The sequence below is a fragment of the Streptomyces sp. NPDC001890 genome, from assembly GCF_042891445.1.
Classification (GTDB): Bacteria; Actinomycetota; Actinomycetes; order Streptomycetales; family Streptomycetaceae; genus Streptomyces.
In genome coordinates this window covers 312871-327520 of sequence record NZ_JBIATE010000002.1, presented here as the reverse complement: position 1 = coordinate 327520, position 14650 = coordinate 312871, and the positions used below count along the sequence as shown (strand labels likewise).

The window sequence follows — 14650 nt, the reverse complement described above, 5'->3', positions numbered from 1 at the left end:
GTTCGGCTTCCCGTCGCCAGTGTGACGCCTGCGGCAGCGAAACCGCCAGGGTCCTTGGACTCAGTGCTTCGCGGGCAGAAAGCCCATCCGGTCGTACGTCAGGGCCAGGGTCTCGGCCGCGACGGCACGGGCCTTCTCCGCGCCCTTGGCCAGGATCGAGTCCAGCGTCTCCGGGTCGTCCAGGTATTCCTGGGTGCGGGTCCGGAAGGGTGTGACGAACTCGACCACGACCTCGGCGAGGTCGGTCTTGAGCGCACCGTAGCCCTTGCCCTCGTACTTCTGCTCCAGATCCGCGATACCGGTGCCCGTGAGTGTCGAGTAGATGGTCAGAAGATTGCTGACGCCGGGCTTCTCCACCTGGTCGAAGCGGATGACCGTGTCCGTGTCGGTGACCGCGCTCTTCACCTTCTTGGCGGTGACCTTCGGCTCGTCCAGAAGGTTGATCAGGCCCTTCGGGGTGGCCGCCGACTTGCTCATCTTCGCCGACGGGTCCTGGAGGTCGTAGATCTTCGCCGTCTCCTTGAGGATGTACGGGTTCGGCACGGTGAACGTCTCGCCGTAGCTTCCGTTGAACCGCTCGGCCAGGTCGCGGGTCAGCTCCAGGTGCTGGCGCTGGTCCCCGCCGACCGGGACCTGGTCGGCCTGGTACAGCAGGATGTCGGCCACCATCAGCATCGGGTAGGTGAAGAGACCGACCGTGGTCCGGTCGGCGCCCTGGTTGGCGGACTTGTCCTTGAACTGCGTCATCCGCGAGGCCTCGCCGAAGCCGGTGAGGCAGTTCATGACCCAGCCGAGCTGGGCGTGCTCGGGGACGTGGCTCTGGACGAAGAGCGTGCAGCGCTCCGGGTCGAGCCCGGCGGCGAGGAGCTGGGCGACGGCGAGCCTGGTGTTCGCCCGCAGCTCCGCGGGGTCCTGCGGAACAGTGATCGCGTGCAGGTCCACGACCATGTAGAAGGCGTCGTGGGATTCCTGCAGCGCCACCCACTGGCGGACCGCGCCGAGGTAGTTGCCGAGGTGGAACGAGCCTGAGGTGGGCTGGATTCCGGAGAGCACACGGGGGCGTTCAGAGGCCATGGAACTCATTGTCTCAGGTGCGGACAACTGGCCCCGACCGGCCTGGCGCGCCGGGGAACACAGGTTTCCTCACCGCTGAACCGACCAACGATACAAAGTGGGCACCACCCCCGCCCACGCCGCACGACGAACGGAGATCCCGTGTCGACCACGGAAACCGCCATCGCCTCCGCCGAGGCGCACAGCGCGCACAACTACCATCCGCTGCCCGTCGTCGTCGCCACGGCGGACGGGGCCTGGATGACCGATGTCGAGGGCCGCCGCTACCTCGACATGCTCGCCGGCTACTCGGCGCTCAACTTCGGTCACGGCAACCGGCGCCTGATCGACGCGGCCAAGGCACAGCTGGAGCGGGTGACGCTCACCTCACGTGCTTTCCATCACGACCGGTTCGCCGACTTCTGTACGCGGCTCGCCGAGTTGTGCGGCATGGAGTCGGTGCTGCCGATGAACACGGGCGCCGAGGCCGTGGAGACCGCGGTGAAGACGGCCCGCAAGTGGGGTTACCGGGTGAAGGGCGTCCCGGACGGCATGGCGAAGATCATCGTCGCCGCGAACAACTTCCACGGCCGGACGACCACGATCATCAGCTTCTCCACGGACCCGGAGGCACGGGAGGACTTCGGCCCGTACACGCCGGGGTTCGAGATCGTGCCGTACGGGGATCTCACCGCGCTGCGGGAGGCGATGACCGAGAACACCGTGGCGGTGCTCATGGAGCCGATCCAGGGCGAGGCCGGGGTGCTGGTGCCGCCGCCCGGTTATCTCCCCGGGGTGCGGGAGCTCACCCGCGAGCGGAACGTGCTGTTCATCGCGGACGAGATCCAGTCGGGCCTGGGCCGGACCGGCCGGACCTTCGCCTGTGAGCACGAGGGTGTGGTGCCGGACATGTACGTGCTCGGCAAGGCGCTGGGCGGTGGTGTGGTGCCGGTGTCGGCGGTGGTCTCGTCGCAGGAGGTGCTCGGGGTGTTCCGGCCCGGTGAGCACGGTTCGACGTTCGGCGGCAATCCGCTCGCCTGCGCGGTCGCGCTGGAGGTCATCTCGATGCTGCGCACCGGCGAGTTCCAGCAGCGGGCGGCCGAGCTGGGCGAGCACCTGCACCAGGAGCTCGGGCTGCTGGTGGGCGGCGGCGCGGTGGAGGAGGTGCGCGGCCGCGGGCTGTGGGCGGGGGTCGACATCGCCCCGGGCCTCGGCACCGGCCGGGAGATCTCCGAGAAGCTGATGGAGCGCGGGGTGCTGGTCAAGGACACCCATGGCTCGACGATCCGGATCGCCCCGCCGCTGGTGATCAGCAAGGAGGATCTGGACTGGGGCCTGGAACAGCTCCGCGCCGTCCTGCGCGGCTGAGCCGCCGGCCCGCCGGGCGGGCCCGGGGCCCGTCCGGCGGGCCCGCCCTGGCAGACTCCGCACCGTGAGACCCGACCTGACACTGCTGCGGGAACTGATCGAAGGATCACCGGGGTTCGGCCGCGGGCGCGCGGGCGCCGTGCCGGAGGCCCTGATCCGCGAGGCCGAGGCACGCGTCGGCCCGCTGCCGCCGTCGTACCGGTGGTGGCTGGCCGAGTACGGCCACGGCCGGGCCGGGGACGCGGACATCGCGACGGTCGGGCCCGCCGGGTCCGCCGACGACATGTACGAGGCCGTCACCGCCGGGTGGCGGCTGGACGGCGACCGGCTCTGCTTCGCCGTCGAGCCGGACTGCGGCGACGGCTACCACTTCGTCCTCGACCGGGCGGGCGAGGCCGAAGTCGACGACGGGGCCGATGACGGGGACGGGGACGGGGGCAGGGAGTACCCCGTGGTGTGCCGTGACGGTACGGACGGCGGCGAGTACCCGGTGGCGGAGTCCTTCGCCGGGTTCCTGGCCGTCCGGGCGGCCCGGTCGCGCGGCCTGCGGGACGGGCCCAATCCCGCGGTCGCCCGGCTGTGGCGGTCGACGCCGGGCGTGCTGCTCGACAACGGCGTGCACATCTACGGTCCGCACCTGATCCAGGAACGCAACGAGACCTTCGAGGTGCCCCTGTACGCGCCCGGCTGGGTGCTGGTCGGGGACGACAGCGGGGGCGACGGACTCCTCATGCGCCGCCACGGCCGCGACCGGGTCTCCGTGTACCGGCTCGGCCTGGGCGCGGTCCGCGAGGACGTCGCGGCCGAGGGCGAGCCGGTCACGGACGACCTGCTCGGCTGGCTGCGCGCGGGCGCGCCCCTGCCGGACTGAGGCGGCCGGACCGGAGAGCCCTAGAGGATGACGTGCGGCAGGAAGCGGGCGTACTCGTCCGTGACCAGGCCGGCCGATTCGCGGATGCCGAGCCCGGCCGCCTCGTCCTCGACGACCCACGCGCCCAGCACCACACGGTTGCCGTCGAAGTCGGGCAGCGGTGCCAGCTCCTGGTAGCAGCACGGCTCGTCCCGCACCGCCGCCGGGCTTCCCGGCTCGTGGATCGTGACCCCGTCCCCCTCGCGGCCGAGCAGGGGCTTGGCGACATAGCCGCCCGACTCCGCGAGTTCGCGGGGACCGTCGAGGTAGGAGGGCAGCAGGTTGGGGTGGCCGGGGTAGAGCTCCCAGAGGATCGCCAGCAGCGCCTTGTTGGACAGCAGCATCTTCCAGGCCGGCTCGATCCAGCAGGTGGTGCCCGTACCGCCGCCGTTGTCGAGGGTGTCGAGCACATGCGGACCGAACCGGTCGGTCGCCAGCCACTCCCACGGGTACAGCTTGAAGCAGCTCCGGATGAAACGGAGCCGCTCGTCGACGAACCGCCCGCTCAGCCGGTCCCAGCCGATCTGCTCGACGGAGAGCGCCTCCGTGTCGATGCCGGCCTGTTCCGCGGTCTCCCGCAGATACGCGACCGTCATCAGGTCCTCGCCCAGCTCGTCGCCGTCGGAGTGCGCGAAGTGCAGCGGGCCCGGCGGCAGCAGGGGGGCCTGCCGCTTCCAGGCCTCGACGAGCCGTTCGTGCAGCGAGTTCCACTGGTCGGCGCCCGGGAAGCGGTCCTCCATCCAGAACCACTGGGCGCTCGCGGCCTCCACCAGGGAGGTGGGGGTGTCCGCGTTGTACTCCAGCATCTTCGCCGGGCCGGTGCCGTCGTACCGAAGGTCGAACCTGCCGTACAGGGACGGGAGTTCGTCCCGTCGCCGCCAGGACTGGCCGATCAGATCAGCCAACCGCCGGTCGGTGATGCCGAGTTCGGCGAACCGGTCCCGCTCCACGATGTGCGCGGCGGCGGCCAGGCACATGGTGTGCAGTTCCTCGACGACCTCCTCCAGCGCCTCGACCTCGGGCAGCGAGAAGACGTAGTAGGCGCTCTCGTCCCAGTACGGGCGCAGCGATCCGTCCGGGTAGCGGGTGAGCGGGAAGACGACCCCCTGCTCCTCCACCGTCCGCTGCCAGTCGGGGCGGGGCGTCGTGGTGCGACGTTCCATGCCGGTTCAGCCGCCCCCGGTGCCCGAGCAGCCGAAACCGCCGCGGTCGACCGCGGACTTGTCGAAACTGCCGCCTTCCACCTTGCCGTTCTTGCTGCTGCCGCCGTAGTAGTACGAGCCCTTGCCGTTCTTGCACTCGTAGCTCGGCAGCTTGTCGCGGGTCAGCGGGTCGACGCACCGCTTGTCCGGCTCCGAACCGCAGGAGGTGATCATCGCCGCGAGCACCCCCATGCCACCGAGCACGACCGTGCTCGACCTCAGCCTGCGTGCCATGTTTCCGACTCCCCCGTGCATATGAATCAAGCCAATGCGACCACCTGTCAGATTAAATGCCTGCCGCTGGCGGCGGGAAGCGGGTGCACCGGATGTCCACAAGCAGAGTCGCTCTGCGGCCTTCGGGATGATCTGCGCACTCGACGCCGCCGGCTGCTTCGACACCGCGTCGCTCCTCAAAGGTGGCGTACGCTGGCCTTCCATGGCAATTGGCACCGCGCTGTGGTCCTTCGCCCTCGTCGTAGGGCTTCTCACTCTCACCCCCGGACTCGATACCGCTCTGGTCCTGCGCACCTCGGCCCTCGGCCGGCGCAGAAGAGCCTGGGGCGTCGTCCTCGGAATCCAGTCCGGCACCCTGCTGTGGGGCGCGCTCACCTCCCTCGGGGTCACCGCGCTCTTCACGGCCTCCCATCTCGCCTATGTGACGTTGCGCTGGGTCGGCGCGGCGTACCTGGTCTGGATGGGCCTGCGCATGCTCCGCGACACCTTCCGGGGGCTGCCCGACGGCGGGACGGACGAATCCGCCCTCCTGGCCGGCACGGACTCGTTCGCCGGCGGATGGCGGCAGGGAGTCCTCACCAACCTCCTCAACCCGAAGATGGGAGCCTTCTACGTCGCCGTCCTGCCCCAGTTCATCCCGGCCGGCACCAGCCACTTCACGATGGGCCTCCTGCTCACCTCCGTACACATCCTGCTGGGCCTGATGTGGTCGGCCGTGCTCGTCGGCTTCGCCCGTGTGCTGCACGGCTGGCTCCGCAGACCGCAGGCCCGCCGGCTGCTCGACCGGATCACCGGGACCGTCATCGCCGCCTTCGGTGTCCGGCTGGCACTCGGCGACTGAGCCCCGGGCGACCGGGCATCCCGCCCCGTCGCCCGGAGGCCGTCGGGCGGCCGGTGGTCACCCGGCGGCCTCCCGGGGCAGCACCCGGCAGAGCGCGTCCAGCGCCCCCGACCAGGCGCTGTCGGTGGGCGTCCCGTAGCCGATGACCAGCGCGTCGCGGCCCGGCGCCGCGTCCGGGTGCCGGAAGCGCGAGATCCCCTCCAGCGCCAGCCCCTGCCACGCCGCCGCCCGGAGCACCGACGGCTCGGTGCCCTCGGGCAGTTCGAGCACGGCGTGCAGCCCGGCCGCGATGCCGCTGACCCGGACGCCCGGGGCCCGTTCCGCCAGTGCCGCGACGAGTTGGTCGCGGCGTCGCCGGTAGCGCAGCCGCATCGAACGCACATGACGGTCGTACGCACCCGACCCGATGAACTCCGCGAGCGTCAGCTGGTCCACCGCGCTCGACGACCAGTCGCTGACCCCCTTGGCCTCGCAGACCTCCCCCACCAGCGCCTCCGGCAGCACCATCCAGCCCAGCCGCAGCCCGGGTGCCAGCGATTTGCTCGTCGTGCCCAGGTGCACCACGCGTTCGGGGTCGAGGCCCTGGAGCGCGCCCACCGGCTGCCGGTCGTACCGGAACTCTCCGTCGTAGTCGTCCTCCAGGATCAGCCCGCCCGTGCCGCGCGCCCAGTCCACGGCCGCGGCCCGCCGGTCGGGGTGGAGCGGCACCCCCGTGGGGAACTGGTGCGCGGGCGTCATCAGGACCGCGCCCACACCCCGCATCCCGGCCAGCTCACCGGTCCGCGCCCCGAGCGGGTCGACCGGCAGGCAGGGCAGCCGCAGCCCGGCGTCCGCGAGCAGGTTCCGGTGGATGTCCAGCCCGTACGACTCGACGGCCACCTCCCGCACCCGCCGCCTGCGCAGCACCGGCCCCATCAGCTTCAGCGCGTGCGCGAAGCCGGCGCAGACCATGATCCGCTCCGGGTCCGCGTACACGCCGCGGGCCCGTGCCAGATAGCCGGCGAGCACGGTGCGCAGTTCGATGCGCCCGCGGGGATCCCCGTACCCGAACGCGTCGTTCGGTGCCGCCGTCAGGGCGCGCCGGGACGCCTTGAGCCATTCGGCGCGCGGGAACGTCGAGAGGTCGGGCGAGCCGCCCAGCAGGTTGTGGACGGGCCGGGCCCGCGCCGCGCGGGCCCGCACGGCCCGGGTGGACGGCCGGCGCGGCTCGGCCCGCTGCGCCACCCGGGTGCCCGAGCCCTGCCGGGCGGTGAGCCAGCCCTCGGCGACCAGTTCGGCGTAGGCGTCGGCGACGGTGTTCCGGGCGATGCCCAGGTCGGTGGCGAGGCTGCGGGAGGACGGCAGCCGGGTGCCGGGCGTCAGGCGCCCCGTCCGTACGGCCTCGCGCAGCGCGTCCATGAGCCCGGCCCGCAGTCCTGCCGCACCGGTCGTCTCAAGATGCAGGTCGGCGCCGAAAGTGGCCCATGAATCCGTCATGGGAATGGACCATACCTGTGCGCCATCCACCCCGTAGCGTCATACCCATGACGACGAACGAGCACAGCCACCCGACCTCCGAGCTCACCTCCGAGCACACCCCCCGCCTGCAGAACTGGGCCGGGCTCGCCCCCGATGTCTACAAGGCGATGGTCCGGCTGGACGCCGCGTCCCGTAAGGGCCTCGACCCGGTCATCGGGGAGCTGGTGAAGATCCGCGCCTCGCAGCTGAACCACTGCGCGTTCTGCCTGGACATGCACACCAAGGACGCGATCGCGGCCGGCGAGTCCGTCCAGCGGATCGTCCAGCTCAGCGCCTGGGAGGAGTCGCAGCACTTCTACACGCCCAAGGAGATCGCGGCCATCGAGCTGACCGAGGCCGTGACGGTGCTGACCGACGGTTTCGTGCCGGACGAGGTGTGGGAGAAGGCAGCGAAGCACTTCGACGAGACGGAGCTCGCCCATCTCGTCGCGGCGATCACCACGATCAACGCCTGGAACCGCTTCGCCGTGACCACCCGCATGGTCCCCGGTCACTACCAGCCGGGCGACATCAAGCACTGATCCCCGCACCGCCACTGCCCCGACCCACCCCCAGGAGCCCCGCGTGACCGCCTCCGTCCTCCGCGCCCTGCATCACGACCGCGCCCCCGGCGACCCCCTGGTCGTCCCCGGCCCGTGGGACGCGGGGAGTGCGCGTGTCTTCGTCGAGGCGGGCTTCCCGACGCTCGCCACCCCGAGCGCCGGGGTCGCGGCCTCGCTCGGTTACGAGGACGGGGCGACGCCCGCCGACGAGATGTTCGCGGCCGTGGCCAGGATCGTGCGGGCCGTCCCGGCCTCCGTGCCCGTCTCGGCGGACATCGAGGCGGGGTACGGACTGGACCCGCGGGAGCTGGTGGAGCGGCTCCTGGGCACCGGGGCGGTCGGCTGCAATCTGGAGGACTCGGCCGAGGGCGGCCTCGTCGACGCCGAGCGGCAGGCGGACCGGCTCGCGCGGGTGCGGGAGGCGGCGGGCGACGCGCTCTTCATCAACGCCCGCGTCGACACCTACGTCCGGGGCGTCCCCGAGGACACCGACCCGGAGGCGGAGACGGTGCGCCGCGCGCTGCTGTACGTGGCGGCGGGTGCGGACTGCGTCTACCCGATCATGGCCCCGCCCGAGGCGCTGCCCGCCCTGGCCGCCGCCGTCCCGGTCCCGCTCAACGCCCTCGCCCGGCCGGACGGCCCGGCCCCGCGCCGGCTGGGCGAGCTGGGCGCCACCCGGATCACCTTCGGCCCCGGGCTGCAGCGCCGGACCATGGCGGCGCTGCGCGAGACCGCGGACGAGCTGCGGAAGCACTGAACGTACGGAGCCGAGCTCTCAGGCCCGTCTGCCGCCGAAGGCCGCCAGGGTCCGTTCCAGCATCGGCATGGCCCGCACCACCCGGCGGGAACGGATCAGGGCGTCCCAGGCGGGCTCGAACTTCTTCCAGCCGCCCGAGTACGCCAGGTGCCTGAGCCGTTCGTGCGTGCCCGGCTGGGCGGCCGCCCCGCGCCAGATGTTGGACCACCGGTAGAAGTCGCGGTACGCCCGCCAGTACCCGTCCTCCAGCTGGCGCGGCGTCATGCCCTTCGGGCGGTAGACGACATGGCGGGTGTCGTAGAGGTCCCAGTCCCGGTGCACGATCCGGTCCTCGGCCTCCATCTGTTTCCACAGACCGGTGGACGGATACGGCGTCATGATGTGGAAGGTGGCCGTCTCGATGCCCTGCTCCACGGCCCACTCCACCGTACGGTCGAAGACGTCCGGGCCGTCGTGGTCGAGCCCGAAGACGAAGCTGGCGTTGACCATGACCCCGGCGTCGTGGAGCCGGCGGACGGCGGCCGCGTAGTCCTTGCCGATGTTCTGGTCCTTGCGCCGTTCGGCGAGGTTCGCGCTGTTGACGGTCTCGAAGCCGACGAACAGGCTGCGCAGCCCCGCGTCCACGGCGCGCTCCAGCAGATCGGGCTGGAGCACGGACTTCACGGTGCCGGCGGCCTGCCAGAGCCGTCCCATGCCGGCCATCCCGTCGAAGAGCGCCTCGGCGAAGCGCCGGTTGCCGAGCAGATGGTCGTCGAGGAAGTACAGGTGCCTGCCGGGCAGCCGCTCGATCTCGGCGAGCGCGTCGTCCACGGCCTGGGTGTAGAAGGACTTCCCGCCCTCGAAGAAGGCATCCTTGTAGCAGAAGTCGCAGTGGTGCGGGCAGCCGCGCGAGACGACGATCGAGTTCGGCACGAGATACAGCTGCCGCTTGATCAGGTCGCGCCGCACGGGCGGCAGCCCGGCCAGCGTGCGCAGCTTCGAGTCGTACCGGCGGGCCGGCGTCCCGTCGCGGAACTCCTTGAGGAACACCGGCCAGGTGTCCTCGCCCGGCCCGGTGAAGATCGTGTCGGCGTGGGCCGCGGCCTCGTCCGGGAGCGAGGTCACGTGGAGGCCGCCCATGGCGACGTGGACGCCCCGGGCACGGAAGTGGTCGGCGATCTCGTAGCCGCGCCGGGCGGAGGTGATGTACGGCTGGACGACCAGCAGGTCGGGGGTGTCGAGCGCCTCGATGTCCACCCGTTCGACGTGCTCGTCCAGGAGCGTCACCTCGTCGTCCGGGTCGAGGTACCCGGCGAGGGTCGCCAGGCCGAGCGGCGGGAAGAGCGAGTACTTGATGGGGCGGAACAGCGGGCTGGTCGCCTCGGTCAGTGCCGGAAGGATCATCGTCACGCGCATGACAGCGCAGACTCGGGAAGTGGTGCGGTCAGTTCCCGGCGGGTGCCGACCGGATACGCCACCGCCCCCGGCAGCGGTGCGGCCGGGGGCGGTGGGGTGCGCCTGGAGAGGCGCACGGATCAGACGGATCCGATGGGGCCGGATCAGATCAGGCCGAGCTCGCGAACGGCGTCGCGCTCCTCGGTGAGCTCCTTCACCGAGGCGTCGATGCGCTTGCGGGAGAACTCGTTGATGTCCAGGCCCTGGACGATCTCGTACTTGCCGTCCTTGACGGTGACCGGGAAGGAGGAGATGAGGCCCTCGGGGACGCCGTAGGAGCCGTCCGACGGGATGCCCATCGAGGTCCAGTCGCCCTCGGCGGTGCCGTTGACCCAGGTGTGCACGTGGTCGATGGCGGCGTTGGCGGCCGAGGCGGCCGAGGACGCGCCACGGGCCTCGATGATCGCGGCGCCGCGCTTGGCGACGGTCGGGATGAAGGTGTCGGCCAGCCACACCTCGTCGTTGACGACCTCGGCGGCGTTCTTGCCCGCGATCTCCGCGTGGAAGATGTCCGGGTACTGAGTCGCCGAGTGGTTGCCCCAGATGGTCAGGCGCTTGATGTCGGAGACCGTGGTGCCGGTCTTCTTCGCCAGCTGCGTCAGCGCCCGGTTGTGGTCCAGACGGGTCATCGCGGTGAAGCGCTCGGCCGGTACGTCCGGGGCGGAGGCCTGCGCGATGAGCGCGTTGGTGTTGGCCGGGTTGCCGACGACGAGGACCTTGATGTCGTCCGCGGCGTTGTCGTTGATGGCCTTGCCCTGCGGTTTGAAGATGCCGCCGTTGGCGGAGAGCAGGTCGCCGCGCTCCATGCCCTTGGTACGCGGGCGGGCGCCGACCAGCAGGGCGACGTTGGCACCGTCGAACGCCTTGTTGGCGTCGTCGGTGATCTCGATGCCGCGCAGCAGCGGGAAGGCGCAGTCGTCGAGCTCCATGGCGGTGCCCTCGGCGGCCTTCAGTGCCGGGGTGATCTCCAGGAGGCGCAGGTTGACCGGCACGTCCGGGCCGAGCAGGTGGCCGGAGGCGATGCGGAAGAGCAGCGCGTAGCCGATCTGGCCGGCTGCGCCGGTCACGGTGACATTCACGGGAGTGCGGGTCATGGCGATCTCCGTTAGACAGCTGGCGGTGGGGGTCCCTGCCCCTGGTGCTGGACATCCCTCGCCATCTGAATCTTGATGTGAAGAGATATCCAGCGATCAGGCTATCCGACCCTGAACCTCCCGGCGGCCCTGCCCCCTGTGGCACCGCACACAACCCGTCACACAGCGCTCACCCGGCCGAATCCCGGTTCACCCGTCCCGGTCACCCGTCCCGGCCGCTCCGAGGGCGGCGCCCCGGTGGGGGCCCCGTACGGCCCGCCGTCAGAGCCCCGGCCCGGTCAGCAGCACCACCGCGGCCAGCACCAGCAGCGCCGGCCACCCCCGCCAGGAGCACGGCCGGCCGTCTCCGGCCGACTGCGGCCGGCCACCCCCCGCCGCCGTTGAAGCGGACCGTGACCGGGTCCCGGGGCGGTGTCCCCGCGCCGTCCGCGCCGGGGCTGCCGACATGCGGCACCGTCATGTCCTGGCGCGGCTCGGAACGGCTCCAGGCCCGCTCCGCCAGCTCCCACATCGTCGTCAGATGTGCCTGGCTGGTGCCCGTCGCCTCGGCGAGCGCGACGACCGCCCCCTTCGGCGCGAGCAGCCGCCCGTTCAGGTACCGCTCCCACGAGGTCCTGCTGTAGCCGGTGCGGTCGGCCACCGCGGCGATGCTCAGCCCCCTGCGGTCGACGAGCCTGCGCAACTGGCCGGCGAACTCCCTGACCTGCGGATCGAGTTCATCCGACAGCGCCTTCCAACGAGGCATCGCTCCCTCTTGCCCGGATCCGGTGATTCTTCCGTTCCGGACTACCCAGGCGCGGGCGCGAACGCGGAACGACGGGTCATCGTTACGGGGCGCACGGAGGCATTCGGAACCTCGCACCCGACTCCTGCGCGCCCCCGCTCCACGCCCTCGTTGCACGCCTCGGGCCGGGACTCCGTTGCCGGACGATCACACGGTGGCGGAATGGTCACTTCCGTGCCACAGGCGACAGGCATCCCTTGAAGCGCCCCACCCCGTCGACCAGGCTGAAGTCCGGTGTCCGTCCCTTCTCGGGGGAGGGGACGGACACCCTGTTTCCGCGGGCACGGCGGACCTCGGAACGCGGCGGATCTTGCAGCGCGGCGGACCGCGGGCTCAGCGGATGGTGAAGTGGACCGCCTGCTCCAGGAACGGAATGTCCAGCCACGGCTCGGGCTGCGCCACCAGCGCGAGCATCACGATGAGGAAGCCGAGCAGCCCGTAGGTCACCAGGTCGGTGAAGCGGGAACGTACCGCCAGCATGCCCACCGACGGCACCACGAGCCGCAGCACGGCGCCCCCGACGAGGGCCGCGCCGATCAGCATCGTGCCGACCCGGAAGGCTTCGGCGAACGGGTCGACGGCCACGATCAGCAGCCCGATCCCGGCCGTGCAGAGCACGGCGAGCAGCGGCCACTGACGGGCCGGGGCGGGTGCGTCCCCGGACGCGGCCCTGCCTCCGCCCTCGGGACGCGCGGTGTCCCGGGTGAGCGACGGGAAGCGCCGCGAAGGACGCGGGCCCGTGCCCGCACCCGTACCGCCGTCACCGCCGCCGTCGCCCGCACCTTCACGAGCGGCGTCGTCACGGGTCGCGGCCTGGTCCGGTGCGGCCCCGTCCGCCGCCCTCCCACCCGTGCCCGGCGCGTCCGCGCGGGACTGCGCCGCGGGCGTGCCGTCCGCCGAGGCGGACGGGTCGGCCGGACTCGTACCAGCACCCATGGGGTTCCCTCCGGATCGGGTCGGCCGGCTCAGACGGCCTGGGCCGCGTTGCGCTCGGCCGCCTCGACCACGTTGACGAGCAGCTGGGCGCGGGTCATCGGGCCGACACCGCCCGGGTTCGGGGAGAGCCAGGCGGCGACCTCGGCCACGCCCGGGTGGACGTCCCCGACGATCTTGCCGTTCTCGTCCCGGCTGACGCCGACGTCGAGCACGGCGGCGCCCGGCTTCACGTCCTCGGGCTTGATGATGTGCGGCACCCCGGCGGCGGCGACGATGATGTCGGCCTGCTTGAGCTGGGCGGAGAGGTCACGCGTACCGGTGTGGCACTGGGTGACGGTGGCGTTCTCGGACTTACGGGTCAGCAGCAGCGGGATGGAACGGCCGATGGTGACACCGCGGCCGACGACCACGACGTGCGCCCCGTTGATCTCCACGCCGTGGTGGCGGAGCAGCTGGACGACACCCTGCGGGGTGCAGGGCAGCGGGCCCGTCTCGTTCAGTACGAGGCGGCCGAGGTTCATCGGGTGGAGGCCGTCGGCGTCCTTGGCCGGGTCCATCAGCTCCAGGACGCGGTTGGTGTCGATGCCCTTGGGGAGGGGCAGCTGCACGATGTAACCCGTGCAGTCGGGGTTGGCGTTGAGCTCCCGTACGACGTCCTCGATCTCCTCCTGGGTGGCGGTGTCGGGGAGTTCGCGCTGGATGGAGGCGATGCCGACCTGCGCGCAGTCGCGGTGCTTGCCGTTCACGTACCACCGGCTGCCCGGGTCGTCCCCGACCAGCAGGGTTCCCAGGCCAGGGGTGATGCCCTGTGCCTTGAGGGCCGCCACGCGGACGGTGAGATCGGACTTGATCGCGGCTGCGGTGGCCTTGCCATCGAGAATCTGGGCAGTCATGTCCCCATACTCGCGGATGACCCCGCCCGCATACCAATTCAGGCCGCGGGCGATGGCTCGATGTTGCACTTGCGCAACAACCACCGTCACGGCTGGACAAACTTACATTGCGCTTATAACGATTATGGCCGCAGTGCCGCAGAAGTACCGGGGGGCGGACCACTGACTCTTCTTTCCTCCGTGCGGCCGCATCGTCCCCGCACGCACGTTGGAGGAACGCCCAGATGAGTTTCGGCGACCCGAACCAGAATCCGAACAACCCGTACGGCCAGCAGCCGGGCCAGCCGCCGCAGGGCCAGCCCGGTTACGGCTACCCGCAGGCTCCGCAGGGCGTCCCGCCGCAGGGCCAGCCGGGCTACGGCTACCCGCAGCAGCCGGGCCAGCCGCAGGGCCAGCCGGGCTACGGCTACCCGCCCCAGCAGCCGGGCGGCACCCTCCAGGCCAACAACGGCTACATCAACGTCGTGGGCCTCGGCACCGTCGAACTCGCCACGATGGGGCGCCGTCTGGGCGCGCGTGCGCTGGACGGCGTCGCGTACGGCATCCTCTACATGATCTTCTCGGCGATCGGCGTCGCGAGCCTCGTGGGCGCCTCGGAGTCCATCGACGACTGCAGCAGCTACTCGTACGGCACCGAGTCCTACAACTCCTGCATGAACGACGCGGCCAACGCCAGCGTCGGCATCGTCGCGGGCTTCTTCGGCTTCATCGCCGTGTTCGCGCTGATCGCGCTGCTCTACGAGTGGCTGATGGTCTCCATCTGGGGCGCCACGCTCGGCAAGATGGTCCTCAACGTCAAGGTCGTCAAGGAGAGCACCGGCCAGGCCCCCGGCCTGGGTGCGGGCTTCATCCGCTGGATCATCCCGATGGTCGGCTCGCTCTTCTGCGGTCTCGGCACGCTGCTGGTCTACCTCTCCCCCTTCTTCGACAACTCGGGCAAGCTCCAGGGCTGGCACGACCGCGCCGGCAGCACGATCGTCGTCAAGACGAAGTGAGCATGCTGCAGGTGTAACCACCCTCACCGCATCGCGAAGGCCGCCAATCCCCCGCTCATTCCGGGGAGTTGGCGGCCTTCCGGCTTACC

The 14650-nt window shown here is 71.2% G+C and carries 15 protein-coding genes; 6 read left to right on the top strand and 9 right to left on the bottom strand.

The features are described 5' to 3' along the window. Positions 1–60 precede the first annotated feature (60 nt). Positions 61–1074, bottom strand: coding sequence for a tryptophan--tRNA ligase (gene trpS / locus ACFYY1_RS07610; protein ID WP_388582136.1), 1014 nt, complete (start codon positions 1072–1074; stop codon positions 61–63). Positions 1075–1215: 141 nt separating this feature from the next. Between trpS and rocD the strand changes: the two genes are divergently transcribed. Together rocD and ACFYY1_RS07600 are read left to right on the top strand one after the other, a co-directional pair. Continuing rightward, positions 1216–2421 carry an ornithine--oxo-acid transaminase gene (gene rocD, locus ACFYY1_RS07605; protein ID WP_388582133.1) on the top strand — a complete coding sequence of 402 codons (1206 nt, stop codon included), beginning with the start codon at positions 1216–1218 and terminating at the stop codon, positions 2419–2421. A 64-nt stretch (positions 2422–2485) separates the two neighbouring features. Then, positions 2486–3292: a hypothetical protein gene (locus ACFYY1_RS07600; RefSeq protein WP_388582131.1), complete on the top strand. Its 807-nt coding sequence runs from the start codon at positions 2486–2488 to the stop codon at positions 3290–3292. Between the two features lie 20 nt (positions 3293–3312). Here the strand turns inward: ACFYY1_RS07600 and ACFYY1_RS07595 are convergent, their stop codons facing one another. Together ACFYY1_RS07595 and ACFYY1_RS07590 are read right to left on the bottom strand one after the other, a co-directional pair. Then, positions 3313–4494, bottom strand: coding sequence for a glutathionylspermidine synthase family protein (locus ACFYY1_RS07595; protein ID WP_388582128.1), 1182 nt, complete (start codon positions 4492–4494; stop codon positions 3313–3315). 6 nt (positions 4495–4500) lie between these two features. Beyond that, positions 4501–4767, bottom strand: coding sequence for a hypothetical protein (locus ACFYY1_RS07590; protein WP_351255764.1), 267 nt, complete (start codon positions 4765–4767; stop codon positions 4501–4503). 202 nt (positions 4768–4969) lie between these two features. Here ACFYY1_RS07590 and ACFYY1_RS07585 point away from each other — a divergent pair, with 202 nt between their 5' ends. Beyond that, positions 4970–5608 (top strand): LysE family translocator, encoded by a 639-nt coding sequence (locus tag ACFYY1_RS07585; protein ID WP_388582126.1) that lies wholly within the window; start codon positions 4970–4972, stop codon positions 5606–5608. 57 nt (positions 5609–5665) lie between these two features. Here the strand turns inward: ACFYY1_RS07585 and ACFYY1_RS07580 are convergent, their stop codons facing one another. Then, positions 5666–7084 carry a PLP-dependent aminotransferase family protein gene (locus tag ACFYY1_RS07580; protein WP_388582123.1) on the bottom strand — a complete coding sequence of 473 codons (1419 nt, stop codon included), beginning with the start codon at positions 7082–7084 and terminating at the stop codon, positions 5666–5668. A 47-nt stretch (positions 7085–7131) separates the two neighbouring features. Between ACFYY1_RS07580 and ACFYY1_RS07575 the strand changes: the two genes are divergently transcribed. Continuing rightward, positions 7132–7647, top strand: a complete 516-nt coding sequence (locus ACFYY1_RS07575; protein ID WP_383719621.1) for a carboxymuconolactone decarboxylase family protein — start codon at positions 7132–7134, stop codon at positions 7645–7647. A gap of 43 nt (positions 7648–7690) precedes the next feature. Next, positions 7691–8425, top strand: a complete 735-nt coding sequence (locus tag ACFYY1_RS07570) for an isocitrate lyase/phosphoenolpyruvate mutase family protein (RefSeq protein WP_388582120.1) — start codon at positions 7691–7693, stop codon at positions 8423–8425. Between the two features lie 18 nt (positions 8426–8443). Here the strand turns inward: ACFYY1_RS07570 and ACFYY1_RS07565 are convergent, their stop codons facing one another. From ACFYY1_RS07565 to ACFYY1_RS07545, 5 genes are all read right to left on the bottom strand, one after another. Continuing rightward, on the bottom strand, positions 8444–9820 hold the full coding sequence (locus ACFYY1_RS07565; protein WP_388582117.1) for a B12-binding domain-containing radical SAM protein: 1377 nt from the start codon (positions 9818–9820) through the stop codon (positions 8444–8446). Positions 9821–9963: 143 nt separating this feature from the next. Further along, on the bottom strand, positions 9964–10953 hold the full coding sequence (locus ACFYY1_RS07560) for a malate dehydrogenase (protein WP_388582114.1): 990 nt from the start codon (positions 10951–10953) through the stop codon (positions 9964–9966). 202 nt (positions 10954–11155) lie between these two features. Beyond that, a complete protein-coding gene (locus ACFYY1_RS07555) occupies positions 11156–11698 on the bottom strand; it encodes a helix-turn-helix domain-containing protein (RefSeq protein ID WP_388582111.1) in 543 nt (180 codons plus the stop codon). 372 nt (positions 11699–12070) lie between these two features. Continuing rightward, positions 12071–12673 carry a DUF3017 domain-containing protein gene (locus tag ACFYY1_RS07550; protein WP_388582109.1) on the bottom strand — a complete coding sequence of 201 codons (603 nt, stop codon included), beginning with the start codon at positions 12671–12673 and terminating at the stop codon, positions 12071–12073. 29 nt (positions 12674–12702) lie between these two features. After that, positions 12703–13566, bottom strand: a complete 864-nt coding sequence (locus tag ACFYY1_RS07545) for a bifunctional methylenetetrahydrofolate dehydrogenase/methenyltetrahydrofolate cyclohydrolase (RefSeq protein WP_388582106.1) — start codon at positions 13564–13566, stop codon at positions 12703–12705. Between the two features lie 224 nt (positions 13567–13790). On the opposite strand from ACFYY1_RS07545, the gene ACFYY1_RS07540 reads away from it, so the two are divergent. Beyond that, positions 13791–14561 (top strand): RDD family protein, encoded by a 771-nt coding sequence (locus tag ACFYY1_RS07540; protein ID WP_388582103.1) that lies wholly within the window; start codon positions 13791–13793, stop codon positions 14559–14561. Positions 14562–14650: the final 89 nt, after the last annotated feature.

Bases quoted from the DNA above. Each gene is read 5' to 3' on its own strand.
- trpS (WP_388582136.1), bottom strand. From the start codon at position 1,074: ATGGCCTCTGAACGCCCCCGTGTGCTCTCCGGAATCCAGCCCACCTCA.
- ACFYY1_RS07595 (WP_388582128.1), bottom strand. From the start codon at position 4,494: ATGGAACGTCGCACCACGACGCCCCGCCCCGACTGGCAGCGGACGGTG.
- ACFYY1_RS07590 (WP_351255764.1), bottom strand. From the start codon at position 4,767: ATGGCACGCAGGCTGAGGTCGAGCACGGTCGTGCTCGGTGGCATGGGG.
- ACFYY1_RS07585 (WP_388582126.1), top strand. From the start codon at position 4,970: ATGGCAATTGGCACCGCGCTGTGGTCCTTCGCCCTCGTCGTAGGGCTT.
- ACFYY1_RS07580 (WP_388582123.1), bottom strand. From the start codon at position 7,084: ATGACGGATTCATGGGCCACTTTCGGCGCCGACCTGCATCTTGAGACG.
- ACFYY1_RS07575 (WP_383719621.1), top strand. From the start codon at position 7,132: ATGACGACGAACGAGCACAGCCACCCGACCTCCGAGCTCACCTCCGAG.
- ACFYY1_RS07565 (WP_388582117.1), bottom strand. From the start codon at position 9,820: ATGCGCGTGACGATGATCCTTCCGGCACTGACCGAGGCGACCAGCCCG.
- ACFYY1_RS07560 (WP_388582114.1), bottom strand. From the start codon at position 10,953: ATGACCCGCACTCCCGTGAATGTCACCGTGACCGGCGCAGCCGGCCAG.
- ACFYY1_RS07555 (WP_388582111.1), bottom strand. From the start codon at position 11,698: ATGCCTCGTTGGAAGGCGCTGTCGGATGAACTCGATCCGCAGGTCAGG.
- ACFYY1_RS07550 (WP_388582109.1), bottom strand. From the start codon at position 12,673: ATGGGTGCTGGTACGAGTCCGGCCGACCCGTCCGCCTCGGCGGACGGC.
- ACFYY1_RS07545 (WP_388582106.1), bottom strand. From the start codon at position 13,566: ATGACTGCCCAGATTCTCGATGGCAAGGCCACCGCAGCCGCGATCAAG.
- ACFYY1_RS07540 (WP_388582103.1), top strand. From the start codon at position 13,791: ATGAGTTTCGGCGACCCGAACCAGAATCCGAACAACCCGTACGGCCAG.